We start from the raw sequence: 17448 nt of genomic DNA, 5'->3' as shown, positions 1-17448 counted from the left end.
TCTCACAATGGAATCAGTCAATTCAAATACAACAAAAAAGCAGGTGAGTTATGGATTCCACCAAACGTCGCTTTCTCAGCGCGGTCACAGCCGGAGCCGCGTTAATTCCAGTCGCAGGCATTGGCACGGCAACTGCGGGAAACATTATTCGAAATAACCAGTCCGCTGACCGAAAAGGACAAGTCGGGAAGCGTTATGCCATGGTGATAGATTTGCGTAAATGTGTCGGATGCCAGGCTTGCACTGTGGGTTGCAGCATCGAGAACCAAGCGCCTATCGGTCAATTCCGAACCACCGTAAAGCAATACGAAGTTACGTTAGATGATGGCTCTACCACGCGAGAAGCAAAAGCCTTTATGCTACCGCGCCTTTGTAACCACTGCGACAACCCACCTTGCGTGGCAGTGTGTCCGGTTCAAGCAACCTTTCAGCGCGAAGATGGCATTGTCATGGTGGATAACAGTCGCTGCGTAGCGTGTGCGTATTGTGTACAAGCTTGCCCTTACGATGCTCGCTTTATCAATGAAGACACCCTCACCGCAGATAAATGTACCTTCTGTGCTCACCGTCTAGAAAAAGGTCTATTGCCTGCCTGCGTGGAAACCTGTGTTGGCGGAGCACGTGTAATTGGTGATTTGAATGATCCATCAAGTGAAGTCCGCCGCTTAATTGCGAAGCACCAAGACGATATCACAGTGCTAAAACCCAATGAAGGCACCAAGCCTCACGTGTTTTACATCGGCATGGATGAACGCTTCACCAGCCACATCGACGGACAACCTGCTATTTACGACCCACAAGGAGAGCGCGCATGAACATCACCGAAGTGTTAGTCCAACCTCAAGCGATGGCTTGGCTCCCGTGGGCGGTGCAGTATTTCTTCTACATCGGTTCGGCTTATGCGGCTGCTGTTTTATTCCTAATCGCACTGTTATTTGAAAAACACACCAGTCACAGACTGCGCGCTGCGCTTGTTCTGACGCTGGCCATCGGCGCTATCGTAGGCCCGTTGGCGTTAACTGGCGACCTTCACCAACCGGGACGCGCATGGCATTTTTACGCCCACATCACTCCGTGGTCATGGATGTCTTTAGGGTCGCTTTTCTTGCCTGTTTTCTCAGGTTTAGCGGTAGTAACCGCATGGCTGTATCTCCGCGAGGATCTGATCAACTTACGTAATCAGCCAGGGAAAGTACTGCCTCTAATTTCAAAGCTGTCACTGGGTGACTGGGCGCTCTCTCGTAGAGTCATGCTTATGGTATCTGTTATCACGGTGCTATCAGGCATCACCATTGCAGTCTACACAGGCGCTGAAATTGCAGTCGTTAAATCGCGCTCTTTATGGCACCAACCCGCGTCGCCGGTTCTTTGGTTTGTCACTGCATTTATGAGCGCGGTCGGATTTTCTCTGTTGATTTGGCTCTTGCTGCCTAGTCAGTCAAAGACACTGACATCTGGCGATACTAATTTACTTAAAAAATCAGTGGTTACCAGCGGTGTATTAACGCTGATACTGCTACCGATTTGGGCATCCAACAATTCCGCATTTTCGCTCTATTCTAGCGAACAGTGGATGCACAACATTGCCCTGCTCACTTTTGTCGTTTTAGGTTGTGTTTTGCTCGCTTTCATCTTCTTGCGCGATACCCAAAAGTCCGCATCAGCCAGATTTCGTCACGTCATAGGGCTCAGTTTTGTGTCTGCTGCCGCACTGGCAAGTGCATGGCTGATTCGCTGGTTTACCATCATGGAAGTGCAAATCATCGCCAAGTTCGATGCAGGGCTGTATCCATACCAACTCACTATGGATGGAAATGGCTGGATAGGCATTATCGGCATGCTCGGATTATGGCTTGCACTGGCACTGCTCGGTTCGGAGCTGGTTCAGCCAAAACAAAAGATCGAAGTAAAAGCCTCATCACTCACCTTAACTGAACGCTAATCAAAGGGGATTTCATCATGGATAACAAACGCCGTCAGTTTTTGAAATCAGGCATTGCAGTGGGTGGGCTTGGCGCATTCGCTGCGGGTTACGCCACCACCACCAAACACATGGTCGAAGGTGCGCTCGAAGGCACTGCGGGAGAAAAAACGCGTGATATTCACCACGGTAACTCGCTTGAACCAGAGTACACGGTCAACAGCAAAGGCAACCTAATCCCTAATCCAAATCAGCGCGTTGCGCCATCGATGTGCTTTGGTTGTTGGTCACTGTGCGGATTGCGTGTACGCATTGATAACCGCAGCGACGATATTTTGCGTATTACTGGCAACCCATATCACCCACTCTCTCATCAGCAACACATTCCGTTCGAAACGCCAGTCAAAGATGCTTATTTAAGTTTGACAGGAGAAGCGGGCCTTGACGGTCGTTCAACAGCATGCGCACGTGGCAATGGGATGCTAGAAATTCGCAACAGCCCGTACCGCATTACTCAGCCACTGAAACGAGTTGGAAAACGCGGCGAAGGAAAATGGATTCCGATCAGCTATGAGCAATTGATAGAAGAAATCGTAGAAGGTGGTGATTTATTTGGTGAAGGCCATGTTGATGGCTTACGCAACATTCGCGATTTAACAACGCCCGTAGATCCTGAAAACCCAGAATATGGACCGAAAGCCAACCAATTATTAATGACCAACGCCGGTAACGAAGGCCGAGACGACATATTCAAACGCTTCGCGTTCAACAGCTATGGTACACGTAACTTTGGGCATCACGGCTCTTACTGCGGCTACGCATTTCGTGCTGGCAGCGGCGCATTTATGAACGACTTAGATAAGAACGCACACTTAAAGCCAGATTTTGATAATGCGGAATACATCATCTTCATCGGTATGTCGCCTGCGCAAGCTGGCAACCCTTTTAAGCGCCAGGCGCGCCAACTCGCCAATGCGCGAACAGAAGGTAGCCTGGAATACTCCATCATCACGCCAAGTTTGCCTGCGGGTTCATCGAGCTTGGCCGCCGGTGACAACAACCGCTGGATACCAATCAAACCGGGCACCGACTCTGCCCTCGTGCTTGGCATGATCCAATGGATTATCGAAAACCAACGCTACAACAAAACCTTCTTGGCGCAGCCGGGGGCAAACGCGATGAAACGAGCCGGCACAGCGCACTGGTGTAATGCTACGCATCTCGTGATAAGCGATAATCAGCACCCGAGAAACGGCACGTTTTTACGCGCGTCGGACTTGAATCTGCCATTCGAGGGAGAAGCGTTGTCTGACTCCGACCCGTACGTCATCGTGGATGAGCAAAGCGGCGAATTTGGTGTTCATACCCAAGCTGAGGAAGCGGCACTGTTTGTCGATAAAACGGTTTCGCTTGCATCGGGCGAAGTGCGCGTAAAATCGTCTCTACAAAGACTCAAAGAAGAGGCGTTCAAATACAGTCTTGCGTTCTACAGCCAACAATGTGAAATCCCTGTCGAACAAATTGTTGAACTAGCAAAGCGCTTTACCAGTCACGGAACAAAAGCGGTGGTCGATACCCACGGTGGCAACATGCACACCAATGGGTTCTATAACTCGTTTACTATCATGATGCTCAATGCGTTGATTGGTAATATCAACATGAAAGGCGGCGCGATGGCCAAAGCGGGTGGCTATCCAACTTCCGCTGCGGGTCCTCGTTACGACTTCACCAAATTTGCTGGCAAAGTCGGCCCGAAAGGCGTCTTTTTATCGCGCAGTAAATTCCCATACCACAAAACCAGCGAATACAAACGTCGCGTTGAGGCTGGTGAATCCCCTTATCCAACTCGCGCGCCTTGGTATCCGTTTGCCGCGCCACTGCTGACAGAGCACCTATCTGCGGCTATTGATGGGTACCCATACCGCGTTAAAGCGTGGATCAATCACATGGCGAACCCAATGTATGGTGTACCCGGTTTGAAAGCGCTGCTGGAAGACAAGCTTAAAGATCCAAAGCAGCTCGGTTTGATTGTGTCTGTTGATGCGTTCATTAACGAAACCACCGCATTGTCGGACTATATTGTGCCGGACACGGTCACCTACGAAAGCTGGGGTATGGCAACGCCTTGGCACGACGTTCCGGTGAAAACCGTCACCGCTCGTTGGCCGATAGTGGAAGCACGAACAGAGAAAACCGCCGACGGTCGCTCGATTTGCTTAGAAAACTTTTTGATTGATGTCGCCAAGAAAATGCAACTAGGCGGCTTTGGTGACAACGCGATTCAAGATGCGCAAGGGAATTGGCTCGCTCTCCACAGAGCTGAAGATTTCTACTTACGTTCCGCGGCAAACTTGGCTTATGTGAAAGGCGGGGTGCCTGAAGTTTCGGCAGAAGACATTGCGTGGTCCGGCCTAGAGCGTTTAATGCCAGCCATGCAGAAGACGCTGACAGCGGATGAGATGAAACGTGTGGCGTTTATTTTTGCTCGCGGTGGACGTTTTGAAAATGCAACCGAAGCGTATCAAGGTGAGCAAATGAAGCACAAATGGACACGACCTGTCGCGATATGGAATGAACGTGTCGGCAGCGCAAGAAACACCATGACCGGTGATTTCTACACGGGTTGCCCAACATGGCATCCACAAAAACTGGCCGATGGCACACCAATGGAAGACCAGTTCCCAAGCTCAGAATGGCCTTTCAGCCTAACGAACTTTAAATCCAACATTCACAGTGCGGTATCCAACCTATCGCCAAGGTTGAACTCGATTAAAGGCGTAAACCCAGTGTACATCCATCCAATCGATGCCGAGCGCGCAGGCATTAAAACGGGTGATGAGTTTGTTATCGAGACACCATCTGCAAGCACCAAAGCACTTGCGATGATAGTCAGCGGGATTCGCCCTAGTACACTCGGATTTGAACATGGGTTTGGTCATACCGAGCTAGGACAACGCTCGCACTGGATCGGCGATAAACAACAACCCGTAAAAACGCGCAGCCAAGATGGCGTCAATATTAACGACATTGGCTTAATTGACCCTACTCGAGAAGGCAAAGGCGTGTTGTTGGATTGGGTCGTGGGCGCGGCGGCACGTCAGTCCCTGCCGGCCAAAATCCGCAAAGCGTGACGCCGCACGTTAAGACGTCTCTACCACTTAGAGCTGCCGATTTGTGCAGCTCTTCACCACTTGTTTTTATCGCTTATAGAACAACCAATAAAAACAAATACGGCCATTTACACTTATTAAATATGTGGAAATCCACAATACCTTTCATTATTGACAAGGCCGACAATATTGTCCAAGTGACTACCAAGTAGCACTTGGACATATTAATAAAAATTAAAGTGAGTCAGCATGTCAAAAATTCTTCCAGTGGTGGTGGCCTGTTTGTTAGCAACCACTATGGGCGCAAGCGCCTCGTCTATTCCGGAAAAAGCCAGCGTATGTAGCGGTTGTCACGGCCAAGATGGCATGGGACAGCCAAATATCGCGCCTATGATCGCTGGTTTAAACGCGAATTATCTCAACACTCAAATCGAACTATTCCTTAGTGGCGAACGCCAAAATGTGGTCATGCAAGGCATGGCGAAGGAACTCAGCGATCCCGCAGACCGTAAGGAAGTGATGGAGTACTTTGCTAACCTCCCGAGCTATGAGTTCACGAATCCAGAACAACGCGGCGACCAAGCTGATATTCGTAACCCGTATCGTAAATTAATTTTCCAAGGCGATTGGGATAGAAATATTCCAGCTTGCGCAACTTGTCATGGAGCCAGCGGTATGGGCGTCGACAAGTTCCCTCGCCTCGCAAGCCAACATGCTGATTACTTAAAAACGCAATTGATGGCATGGAAAAACGGCACTCGCAGTGGCGACCCGCTCAATATGATGGGGACCATCGCAAAAAATCTCACTGACAAAGAGATCGAAAATCTTGCTTACTACTTTGCCTCATTACGTTACTAGGAGCAGTCATGAAACGTTTCTATTCTTTGTTCGCACTGCCTTTCATTTCTACGCTCGTACTAGCTAACGATCCATTACCGGACCGCCAGAAAGAGCTACCTGCGATAGAAAAAGAAAATCACGGTGAATACTTAAAACCGCGTGATCTCAGCACAATCCCAAACACCGCATTTGGTGAGCAAGTAAAACGCGGTTACTCGCTCTTTGTTAACTCACAACAAATGCGCGGAAAATACGTTGGCAACGAACAAAACTGTGTGAACTGCCATATGGAGGCAGGACGAAAAGCAAACGCTGCGCCACTGTGGGCAGCTTACATGGCATACCCGGCATATCGTAAGAAAAACGATCGCGTAAACAGCTATGCTGACCGTATCCAGGGTTGTTTCGAGTATTCCATGAACGGTAAAGCGCCCGCTTACGATTCGACAGAAATTGTTGCCCTTAGTGCTTACGCCTACTGGTTAGCAATGGGCGGCTTGCTTGACAAACATGGTATGGCGGATGAACCCATTCCAGAGCTAGACGCAAAAACGTTGCAAATTGGTGGAAAAGCAAGAGACTTCCCGTTGCCCGAAGCCATCGCACAAGCATTACCAATTGAAAAGCGGGGTAACCTCTCTGGGCGTGGCTACCCAAAAATCGCCGCCCCTGAGCAAGAACCATCAATAGAGCGAGGCGCATTGGTCTACGAAAAGAACTGTGAAACTTGCCATCGCGCCGACGATTCAGGCATCAAAGACACCAACGACTATTCATACATTCCACCACTTTGGGGCGAATATGCGTATAACTGGGGCGCAGGTATGCACCGGATTAACACTGCAGCCTATTTTATTTACGAAAACATGCCGCTTGGGAAAAGTGTGCAGCTGACAGAGCAAGAAGCTTGGGATGTCGCAGCATACGTCAACAGCCATGAGCGTCCACAAGATCCTCGATTCAAAGGCAATGTCACCGCAAACGCGGAGAAATATCACCAGCACCAAGGCTATTACGGCAAAACGCTCAACGGTACGCAAGTCGGCTCCAATGCCTTTAAGAGCGGAACGGTCAAGTAAAGTACAACTAAGTACCTTAAATAAAATGCTCTTTTTCCCTGCTCTGATTATCTGGGCAGGGTTACTTACCCTTAAAAACAAGTAATTACCCCTCCACAGACAAGCAATATCACATTATTTTCGGCTTCCAACATACTCATCTTCGCCGTAAAATCTTGTACCAAACGTGACTTCGTTTATGTCTTAGATCTCCCATATGCTCTAATGCCAAAAGTAAGAAACTCGTAAACTCCTGAATCAAAACAAGCGTGCCTAGTGAAAAAAGAGTATTCTTAAAGCAAATGAATCTAAAACCTACCCGATGAGTATTCAACCTAATTCCCGTCAGTTAATTTCATGCGAAGAGTGCGGCCTTGTTGTTCGCATTCCCGATATCGAACAGGGGCAAAAAGCACAATGTCCTAGATGTTCGCATTCGCTGACTAAAGTGAATGCCAAGCCTTACCAAAGCGTGATCGCCATATCATCGGCATGTTTGATCATGTTAGTGCTAAGCATTTCTTTCCCTTTTATGTCGTTCAGCGTGCAAGGGTTGTCGCAAGAAATCACCTTGTTGCACGCTGCCAAAATGCTGGCTGAGTTTCAAAATGTGCTTTTGGGTGTGCTGCTACTCGCAACAGTTCTCGTTTTGCCTGCAATCTATGTTGGTCTCATTCTCTTTCTTCACCTTGAAGCATTAAAAGCACGTAAACATACCCCCTCTAGAAAGCAGCAACGAATGGCAAAAGTTTTATGCCGTCTTCTGTTTCGAGTCGAACCCTGGTTAATGGTGGATGTCTTTTTGATTGGCGTGTTAGTCAGCTTAATTAAAATCGCTTCCCTCGCAGACATAGGAATGGGCACTTCATTCTGGGCGTTTTGTGTATATACCGTTCTGGTAGTCAAATGCATATCAATGGTCGACAAAAGCTGGCTCTGGGGACACTTTATTCCAGCTATCGAGCTATCTGATGTAAAAGAGGGTGATACGCACCATAACCACAACCATATTGGTTGTCATACGTGTCACCAGCTCAACCCTATTGAAGCTAAAAAACACCAACACTGCATTCGTTGTAAAAGCCCTATTCACAAATACAACCCCGCAGACAATTTACAAAAAGCTTGGGCACTTTTGTTTGCTTCAGTCATTTTCTATATCCCTGCAAACCTCTACCCTATGATGTACACCGTAAGCCTTGGACATGCAGAAGGTTCGACTATCATGGAGGGGGTAATATTGCTTTGGCATTTAGGTTCTTACCCTATTGCGATGGTAATTTTCTTTGCTAGCGTATTTATTCCAATGGCGAAAATGCTGGCACTCGCGTGGCTGTATTACAATGCGCAAAAAGCGCGATATCTTCCGCACGAAGAGAGTATTTCACGCTTAAAGATCTACCGCATAACTGAGTTTATTGGCCGTTGGTCCATGATCGATATCTTCGTCGTCGCGATCTTAGTTGCACTGGTTCAGCTGCAAAACTTAATGGCGATTTATCCAGGTCCTGCTGCGCTCTCTTTCGCGGCAGTGGTCATTTTTACTATGCTTTCTGCAATGATATTTGACTCACGTTTGTTGTGGCAATTGCCACAAAACGAAGTGCAGGAGCCGATTTCTGACAACTTAAACGAGAAAGCCAAATATGAGTGATGAGAACAACGTAACCGCTCAAATAAAACCGCAAAAGCAGATTTCTGCGATATGGATTGTCCCGATCCTTGCGCTAGCCATGGGAGCGTGGATGCTGTTCCAATATATCAACAGTACAGGCCCACAAATTACTCTCCAACTGCCAACCGCAGATGGGATTGAGGTTGGCAAAACCGAAATCCGAGCATTGAATGTAAAAGTCGGACTGATTACTGAAGTCACTCTCAGTGAAAATTACGATCACATCATCGCTAAGGCACAAATGAACAAGGATGCAGAACGCATGCTGCGAGATGACACCATGTTTTGGGTGGTGAAGCCTCGTATTGGCCGTGATGGCGTTTCAGGTTTAGAGACCTTGCTCTCTGGCGCTTATATCCAACTTCAACCGGGTAAATCTAAGATAGAGAAAGAGCGCTTTACGGTCTTAGATGTTCCCCCAGTGGCCTCTCCTGATGCAGAGGGGTTACGCCTTGTGTTAACACACCGCGAGGCCGGTAAACTAGGCGTTGGTGACCCCGTCATTTATAAAGGCTTTACGGTTGGTCGTGTAGAGAAAACCAGCTTTGATGTTGACACTCGCAAAGCGTTATACCAACTCTTTATTTTCAAGCCTTATGACAGCTTAGTGCGCACTCGTACCAAGTTCTGGCTGAATTCTGGCGTAGATTTACAGCTCAATGCTGAAGGGTTCGAAGTCAAGTTTGGCTCATTAGAGAGCATGCTAACGGGTGGTGTTACCTTCGATACCGTTCCAGGTCTTGAATCCGGTGAACAGCTCACTGAAAATATGGTCAACTTCCGCTTGTACGATGATATTAAACAACTTCGAGAAGGCATGTACGATGATTATATTGAATTCGTTATGCTTTTTGATGAATCGGTACGAGGACTTAAACGTAAGGCACCTGTCGAATATCGAGGCTTGAGAATTGGTACTGTGATGCGTGTACCAATGCGACTTCCAACCCCAGAAGAGAACTTTTCTGCGAAAAAAATTCCTGTATTGGTACGTATCGAGCTCGGCCGTGTTTATGGCGATTTCCAATCCCAATCTTTACCAATGTTAAAAGATAAATTGAAGAGTGAGTTTGCTAAAGGCCTACGTGGTACTTTAAAAACAGGTAACTTATTAACAGGCGCACTATATGTTGACGCCGACTTCTATCCAAATGACGAGCCTTACGTACCGAGTAAGTTTGCTGATTTAGATGTTTTCCCAACCATGCGTGGTGGTTTTGCGCAGGTTCAGCGCCAAGTGAACGACTTCCTAAATAAGATTAATAACTTACCGATGGAAGAAACGCTAGATTCTCTCAATTCAACGTTAAAAACGTCTGAAAAAACGTTAGCTTCAGCAGAACGCGTGGCGGACAGTATTGATAAACTTTTGAATCAAAAAGAGACGCAAGAGATCCCAACAGATATTCGCCAAAGCTTACAGCAATTACAAAAAACACTCGATGGTTATGGGCCCAACTCAACCATGTACAGCGAAATGGAAGCCACGCTAAAAGAATTAGAAAGCGTGATGACAGAGTTTAAACCCGTACTTAAACAGCTAAACGAAAAGCCAAACTCTCTTGTGTTTGGAGAAGATGAAATCAGTGACCCAATACCAGTTAAAGGCAAAAACTAATGAAACGAGTATTCTTTCTGTCTATCGCGCTATTTGTCGGTCTAACGGGTTGCAGTAGCGCTCCGCAAACTAAAGGAGCTATGTACCTTCTACCTAAGGCGGAACCAGTGACGCTGAGCTCTTCTGATATCGCTCAGCGCCCAACTTTAGTTGTTCGTCCAGTGACATTGGCGAGTTATTTGAATGATAATGGCATTGTTTATCGAACCTCTGAGACCCAAGTTATTCAGGCGAAGCACAATCAATGGGCGCACAGTATTTCTGAGCAAATCACTCAGAGAGTCGTCGCGGAACTACGTCACAAGCAAAGTCATTACTGGCCGACTGAAATGAATAATCTGTTGGATCAAAGCGGTGAAGCCAAACTCCAGCTTACGTTAAATAAATTTAATGGCAGCTACAAAGGTAATATCGAAATTGAGGGGGAATGGTTACTCATTAATGCCGAAGGTAAGGTAGAAAACAGCGCGCCAATACAAATCTCTCAGCCGCTTCAAGATGAGGGCTATGAAGCGCTCGTCAACGCTTTATCCATAGGCTTAGAAAGCCTAACCTCAGACATTGCCAAACAACTCTAAGTCAATGTTAATTACAGGGAAGCAAGTTGCTTCCCTTTTTTATGCAGAGTGTAGCGACTTCTACTAAGCTGAAAGCTGACGAAAAGCCGAAAAGGAAATTGGATGAAACCATGTAACCTGCTATCACTCTCCTCACTCATTCTTGTATTACCTACATCAGTAGCGCTCTCAGCTGAGACACAAGAATCTCGTTGGCGAAATAGCATAGAAGTGTACATGCTAGGACTGAATATCCACGGGGATACCAGTATTGGTCGCTTTTCATCAGAGGTGGATGTCGATCCTAAGTTCATCGTAGACCACCTCGATATTGGGGCGATGTTGCGATTCGAGAGTATTTACCAAAGTAAGTGGGGCTACTACATAGATTATAGTTTCATGAACTTAAGTGGTGATGTTAATAATATCAAGGGCGCTCTGCCTAACGCTCGTTATCGTGCGGACATCGAAATACGGCAAGGTGTTCTAGAAGCAAAGGCATTCCAACGCGAACAATATTCATTTGGTAAACTGGATTATATGTTTGGATTACGTTGGTGGGACAATGACATCACCGGCAAGCTGTATCGTAATGACAACCGGGTACTAGAAGATAGACTGTCATTACAAGAAGATTGGGTCGATTTTTTAGTTGGCTTGCGACTCATTGATGAATTGAGTGAAAACTGGCGATTTCATGCCAGTATCGACGCCGGACTTGGCAACGATACTCACTTCACTTATGCCATTCAAACTGGTGTTCGTTATCGCTTTAACGAATGGTCTGATCTCAACTTAGCTTACAAGTCGACCTGGGTCGATTACAAAAATGAAGAGGTATTTGAATATGATACGGCTTCTCAAGGGCTTTTAGTCGGACTTGGCTTTTACTTTTGATCAGGTGAAACCCTAGCCTATATTCAAGCGTTGTAACGTGTACTAGCTCTAGGTACACGTCTAGTGCCGCGTTACAGATGCTTAAATAAGGCAAATTGATCTTCATCAGACTATAAATTGCTCTTCGGTGTTACTCTCTGTCGCAAAATATAAAACCCCACTCTATGACCTCATATAGGTCTTGTTGATAAGGTTCCCGAGTAGCAATGTCGATTAACATTTCCGATTTAACCACCGCCCTAAATAAGGTGGAGCATATTCATAAAGTGCAGCTTGAAAACGTACATCAGTTCTTCAAAGCAAACGAAGCTTTCTCGTTGCAAACATTCAGCCAGCTGATATCCAGCGACTCGCTTGATGATCGATTTAAAACCATCGATAAAGCGTTCTCTTTGCTTGGTGATGCAAAAACCTACCTTTTAGAAGTGTCTTACCTTGTTAAGTAAAAAAGAAAGCCCCGATAAAATTCATTACCGGGGCTATCATTTTCTATCTAAACTACTGATTTACAATTTGTAACGATCATCAATTACCGTTAATTCTGGGAAGGTTTTACCCTCGTCCATCGCTTCTTCTGTCTCTTCTTTTACTTGGTTATCAATCCAGAAATTACCGATATCCATTGGATGAAGCACCCATTCTGTCGCTTTTGTCATGCCGTTTTTAGGAATTTTAACCCAGCGCCAATGAGCAACTCGAGAATAAGGCACCATGTAGCCAGGAACGATGATATTCGCTTTGCTGACATAGTTTTGGATTTGATGCGACAAGTCGTAACGCTTCTCCTGATCAAACTCAGAATCATACGCTTCAATTAACTTGTCTAGCTCAGGGCTGCTGTAGTTGGTGTGAGCATTCGTTTGTGGTCGATTTGCATTATCCGAGTGTAGGTATTCCCAATACGCAGGGATCTCACCAGAGCCCATATTCAAAAACGCTAGCTGATGCTTTTTCTCAAGAATGTATTTAAACGCAGATGAGCCATCCACCAAGTTTAACGTGAACTCAAGACCAGCAAGTTTCGCTTGCTCTTTCAGGTATGCAATACGCGGTGTCCAAGAGTTGTATCCGTAGGTGATAGCAAAGCTCAAGCGTTGGCCCTTGTCGTTAACACGAATACCATCTGCGCCCACTTTGTCAAAGCCCGCTTTTTCGAAGTGTTTAACCGCCGCATCAGCATCAAACTTTGGCGGTGTATTGTTAGGATCATCGTATTCGCCATGACCAAAGCCGAGTCCATGCGGTTTACGTGAATAATCTCCACGCATGATGTTTTCAATCATGCCGTCATAGTCAGTGGCTGCCATAACACCTTTACGCACTTCTAGGTTATCCAACATCGGCATCGCTGTGTTCATCCAAAGACCACCAGCTCCTTGCGGTGCTTCGTTAAAGCCCCAGTACTTTTGGATATAGCCTTTTTTGTACACATCACTATTGGTCTTGTCATGCCAAAAGCTTGGTAGCACCATCTCAAAGTAGTCTAAGTTGCCTTTCTCAAAGTGCTTCATGGCAATATCAGGATCGCGAATCACCTTAATGCGAACCTTTTCAACGTTATAACGGTTTTTATAGTAGCGGTTGTTGTATCCCCACCAATCTTCACCGACATGTTTGAATGTTACGCTCTTACCTTTCTTCACTTGATCAATGTAGTAAGGCGCTGCGGTTGGCTCAGATTTAAAGTTAAACTTTCTGACGAAGTTATCAGGCATGCCATCGTTATTTGCGTCCTTTTCTCCTTCAAAGAAGTGTTCAGGACGAGGCTGAAAACCATTACTTGGCATGTTAATCATAACCATAAGTGAGTCATGACTTTGAGCTACAGCAAGATTGACTTTGATCGTGTAGTCATCAATTTTTTCAACACTCACAATACTGTTTGTGAAGAAGTCGTTATACCACGGGTCGATAATGTCTTTTGACGTGTAGTACTTCATCATAAAGACGTAATCATCTGCTGTAATTTTTTCACCATCTGACCACTCGGCCGTTTCGTCGAGTTTAAAGAATACGGTTTTGTTGTCTTCTCCAAATGCCCATGACTTAGCAAGTTGAGGGATCCATTTGCCAGTATTTGGATGACGCTGAGCCAGTTTTGGTGAACCATCCATTAAGTATTGGCGCAAACCTGAGTTCGCATCTGGACCAACACTTCGTAATGTTTGCGGAAAGCTCTGAATGTAAGTGCGATAGGTGCCACCTCGTACCGCCTCTTCAGAGGCAAATAGAGGTTCGTTGTTGTTTGAAATCCATTCGATATCAGCTGGCAATTCTGCCGCACTCAGTTGAAAACTGGCAGCGGTCAGTGTTGCTAGTACTGAAAATGGCAGTTTTTTAGTCATGTTTCTTCCTTGTTGTGTTTGCGCACTAAGGTCGTAACAAGGAAGACAGCGTGTGAAAGCTCACAGAAAGCTGCGATTTAAAATACGCAGATAGGAAATAATAGGAACGTAATATGAAGTGACGTCCTGCCAGCTTCTATATTAATTTCAAAGAGTTTCACTAGGTCATCCTAGACCTTACAACGCAGTGAATGCATCTTCGCCATAGTATTCTTTAGACATTTGTAACGCAAGCCATCAATAACACATGGTTGCATTTTCGAGGCATCACAGTGAGTTATGTTACAAAAGTGTGATCGGCATAGTACCAAGCCCTACTTTACTCAGAATAAACCGCAGAACCTTTATCTCAATTGGCCCCGATATACCAGTTAAAGCGAGTAAATGATCAGACATAGCTGGTTAAAAGGAATGGTTGTTTACCGCGATCAGTATTTTCATTCGATGTAAAAAGTGAGGCATCTTAGCCTCACTTTTCTCCATACAATCGAGACAGTGCTTACATGTTAGATAAGCTCTCATTGATCGACTTCAGCACTTCTGCAGGATTTGACGCTTGAGTGATAGGGCGACCAATCACAAGATAATCTGAACCTGATTGGATAGCGTCTACTGGCGTCATGATACGGCGTTGGTCACCTTGTTCTGAGCCAGCAGGTCGAATACCAGGGGTCACTAACTTAAATTCTTGGCCTAGTTCGCTCTTCAGTAATGAGGACTCTTGCGCTGAACATACCACACCATCTAAGCCTGCGTTTTTGGTCAAGGTTGCTAGACGAATCACTTGCTCCTGAGGCGCAACATTCAAACCAATACCAGCTAAATCACTTTGTTCCATACTGGTTAGTACCGTTACACCGATAAGAAGTGGACGATCTTTACCATATGGCTCAAGAATTTCACGTGATGCCGTCATCATACGCTCACCACCGCTCGCGTGTACGTTCACCATCCATACACCCATTTCAGCCGCAGCGCGAACTGCTTTCGAACAGGTGTTTGGAATATCGTGAAATTTTAAATCTAGGAATACCGAGAAACCACGTTTATGGAGTTCACGTACAAAATCAGGACCAAATAGCGTAAACATCTCCTTGCCAACTTTTAGTCGGCATGACGCAGGATCAATTCTATCTACAAACGCAAGTGCATCTGCTTGGTTATCATAATCCAGTGCGACAATAACTTTTTGGTCGATCATTTCATCTCCTAACTGTTTTGGTTCTTATTAAATAAAAAGTTAAAAAAATGCAGCGGACAGAAACTCTGCCAGCTGCATTAAGAATTATTCACCATCCAATCCGCGGATTGGCTTGATCGTCCCCCATCCTTTACAGGACGGACAATGCCAATAAAGGGAATGGGTAGAAAATCCACACTTCCGGCATCGGTAATGTGGTTTCACTTTTAACTGTTCACCCACCATCGCTTGTAGTGTTGATAGGCTGTCTTTCGCTCGACCATCTTCTGCTTCTGCAATGTGGTAGTCAATTAAACGGTAGAAGCCCTTCATGGTTGGGTTTTTCAGCAATTGTTTCGTCAGTAACTCTTGAGCAGCCCCAACGTTCTCGTGATGAGCAACTAATTGAGCCAACATCAACTCGGCTGATACGCCTGCTTTCTTATCAATACAAGCTCGCAGAAACTCGACAAGTTCATCTTCCTGGCCCAGATGATGATAGCATTCTGCAATAGTTGGCAAGACATCACTGATAAAGTCTTTATCTTGCTCAAGTACCCCTGTCAGATATTTGATGGTGTGCTTATAGTCTTCAGACTCTAGATAAATTCGTCCCAAAGCAATACTTGCTCGAACACACTTCGGGTCTTCCGCTAACGCTTTTTTAAAATGCTGTATTGCCTTATTAGTATTCCCATCAGCTTGGTCGAGCATGGCTATTTCACACCAAAAATGGGCAATATTTGCACGCATCCTTGAGCGTTTATTACCTAACTTAGCCAATTGGTTCGCGTAATAAATCGCCTTTTCCCATTCTCGTGTTTGCTGATAAATGGTCACTAATTGTTGAAGAGCCGCCTCTTTGTAATCTGGCTCTTCGACTAACTGTTCGAAGATTTTCTCTGCACGATCAAGAAAACCTGAGACCATGTAGTCTTTCGCTAACTGTTGAAGGGCGAGGTTCTTTTGGTCCAGTGTTAAGCCTGAACGAGAAATAAGATTTTGGTGAATTCTGATTGCGCGGTCGACTTCACCACGAGACCGGAACAGGTTACCCAACGCAAGGTGAGTATCGATGGTCTCGTTATCAACTTGGAGCAATTCAATAAAGTGATCGACAGCCTTATCTGATTGGTCAGAGAGCAGCAGATTAAGACCCGTCATATACTGACGAGAGATTTGATGAGATTGCTTCTGCTTGTCTTGCTGAGCGCTGCGATGCCCCATATACCAGCCATACGCAGCAGCTATAGGCAACAACAAGAAGAGTAGTTCAAGCATTAAAGTTAAGCCTTATCCTTATGCCTGTTTTTCAATGGCTGGCTTATCAGCAGCGTTGTTTGATTCAGTTGGTTCGTACTTTTTCAGTTTTTTCTTTAAACGACGGACCTGTAGCTGAGTTTTCAGTTGGATGCTACCAAAGATAACCCACGCTAAAGCAAAGCCAACCACAAATACTACACCTAATAGCGTAGATAAGTGGAACTCTCCTTTTGCTAGAAGATAGTTAAAAGTCACGAGCTCTTGGTTTTGGGAACCTAACGCCAATGCAATTAAAAAGAGAGCTAAAACAGCAACGATTTTTATAATTTTCATGTTACATCACCCTTCTAGGAGTAAGTCGGTAAGATTATGCAGGAAAATGCTTCTTCAGACTACGTATATTAGCAATAATCTATACCCAAGTAACCTCAAGATGCTTAGTTTGTAGACATGCTTAGAAGTTAAAGTTATTTGGGTATAGAAAGCAGCAAAGAAAACAGCTGAATCCACAATTAGATTAGTAAACGATCTTGGATGTATGACTAACTTGGATACATTACAAAAAAGCGGCATACACAAACGTATGCCGCTTTTTTCAAACTAATAAGAGTGCATTAACCAATATTTACACGCTCACGAAGTTCTTTACCAGGTTTGAAATGTGGAACGTATTTACCTTCCAATTCCACTTTATCGCCCGTTTTAGGGTTACGACCTACGCGAGGCTCGCGGTAATGAAGAGAAAAACTACCAAAGCCACGGATCTCGATACGGTCACCGCTCTCTAGTGTAGAGGCCATGTGCTCTAAAATATCTTTTACAGCATCCTCTACCTCTTTCGCTGATAAGTGTGTTTGCTCAGCGCAGAGTCTTTCAATCAGTTCAGACTTAGTCATAGTTGCCCTCTTTGAGTATCTTTATCACTTATTATAGTAAGTAATACTAATTCCAACAAACACTTGCTGACAATTCTAGACAAAT

General features: G+C 45.5%; 15 protein-coding genes. 10 read left to right on the top strand and 5 right to left on the bottom strand.

Annotation, left to right across the window (positions count from 1 at the left end; all coding sequences use genetic code 11):
* Positions 1-50: 50 nt before the first annotated feature.
* From dsrO to R7070_RS03765, 10 genes are all read left to right on the top strand, one after another.
* On the top strand, positions 51-815 hold the full coding sequence (gene dsrO / locus R7070_RS03810) for a sulfate reduction electron transfer complex DsrMKJOP subunit DsrO (RefSeq protein WP_054729243.1): 765 nt from the start codon (positions 51-53) through the stop codon (positions 813-815).
* Entirely contained in the window at positions 812-1942 is a 1131-nt protein-coding gene (gene nrfD / locus R7070_RS03805; protein ID WP_256900116.1) for an NrfD/PsrC family molybdoenzyme membrane anchor subunit, read from the top strand. Before dsrO ends, nrfD begins: the two co-directional genes overlap by 4 nt.
* A 17-nt stretch (positions 1943-1959) precedes the next feature.
* Positions 1960-5052, top strand: coding sequence for a tetrathionate reductase subunit A (locus R7070_RS03800; RefSeq protein ID WP_213874795.1), 3093 nt, complete (start codon positions 1960-1962; stop codon positions 5050-5052).
* Between the two features lie 276 nt (positions 5053-5328).
* The gene (locus R7070_RS03795) at positions 5329-5892 is read left to right on the top strand and encodes a c-type cytochrome (protein WP_370687796.1); all 564 of its coding nucleotides are present in this window, start codon (positions 5329-5331) and stop codon (positions 5890-5892) included.
* An 8-nt stretch (positions 5893-5900) separates the two neighbouring features.
* On the top strand, positions 5901-6953 hold the full coding sequence (locus R7070_RS03790; RefSeq protein ID WP_256900115.1) for a c-type cytochrome: 1053 nt from the start codon (positions 5901-5903) through the stop codon (positions 6951-6953).
* Positions 6954-7254: 301 nt separating this feature from the next.
* Positions 7255-8586, top strand: a complete 1332-nt coding sequence (locus tag R7070_RS03785) for a paraquat-inducible protein A (protein WP_318141096.1) — start codon at positions 7255-7257, stop codon at positions 8584-8586.
* Complete coding sequence (gene pqiB, locus R7070_RS03780) at positions 8579-10225, top strand: intermembrane transport protein PqiB (RefSeq protein WP_017821656.1); 1647 nt, start codon at positions 8579-8581, stop codon at positions 10223-10225. Before R7070_RS03785 ends, pqiB begins: the two co-directional genes overlap by 8 nt.
* Positions 10225-10803, top strand: a complete 579-nt coding sequence (locus R7070_RS03775) for a membrane integrity-associated transporter subunit PqiC (RefSeq protein ID WP_017821657.1) — start codon at positions 10225-10227, stop codon at positions 10801-10803. The genes pqiB and R7070_RS03775 overlap by 1 nt, the downstream gene beginning before the upstream one ends.
* 102 nt (positions 10804-10905) lie before the next feature.
* Positions 10906-11679, top strand: a complete 774-nt coding sequence (locus tag R7070_RS03770; protein WP_017633868.1) for a hypothetical protein — start codon at positions 10906-10908, stop codon at positions 11677-11679.
* Positions 11680-11885: 206 nt separating this feature from the next.
* Positions 11886-12125, top strand: coding sequence for a hypothetical protein (locus tag R7070_RS03765; RefSeq protein ID WP_017821658.1), 240 nt, complete (start codon positions 11886-11888; stop codon positions 12123-12125).
* Positions 12126-12185: 60 nt separating this feature from the next.
* Here the strand turns inward: R7070_RS03765 and R7070_RS03760 are convergent, their stop codons facing one another.
* The 5 genes from R7070_RS03760 to ihfB all read right to left on the bottom strand — a co-directional run bounded on the left by R7070_RS03760 (position 12186) and on the right by ihfB (position 17363).
* Complete coding sequence (locus tag R7070_RS03760; protein WP_017633867.1) at positions 12186-14024, bottom strand: extracellular solute-binding protein; 1839 nt, start codon at positions 14022-14024, stop codon at positions 12186-12188.
* 499 nt (positions 14025-14523) lie between these two features.
* Complete coding sequence (gene pyrF / locus R7070_RS03755; RefSeq protein WP_005376667.1) at positions 14524-15225, bottom strand: orotidine-5'-phosphate decarboxylase; 702 nt, start codon at positions 15223-15225, stop codon at positions 14524-14526.
* 84 nt (positions 15226-15309) lie between these two features.
* Positions 15310-16485, bottom strand: coding sequence for a lipopolysaccharide assembly protein LapB (gene lapB / locus R7070_RS03750; RefSeq protein ID WP_005376665.1), 1176 nt, complete (start codon positions 16483-16485; stop codon positions 15310-15312).
* An 18-nt stretch (positions 16486-16503) separates the two neighbouring features.
* A complete protein-coding gene (locus tag R7070_RS03745) occupies positions 16504-16800 on the bottom strand; it encodes a LapA family protein (protein ID WP_005376663.1) in 297 nt (98 codons plus the stop codon).
* 281 nt (positions 16801-17081) lie between these two features.
* Entirely contained in the window at positions 17082-17363 is a 282-nt protein-coding gene (gene ihfB / locus R7070_RS03740; RefSeq protein ID WP_005385816.1) for an integration host factor subunit beta, read from the bottom strand.
* Between the last annotated feature and the right edge of the window lie 85 nt (positions 17364-17448).

It is taken from the genome of Vibrio sp. 1557 (assembly GCF_033340175.1).
In the GTDB taxonomy this organism is placed as follows: Bacteria; Pseudomonadota; Gammaproteobacteria; order Enterobacterales; family Vibrionaceae; genus Vibrio; species Vibrio alginolyticus.
This window is presented reverse-complemented; position numbering and strand designations above follow the sequence as displayed.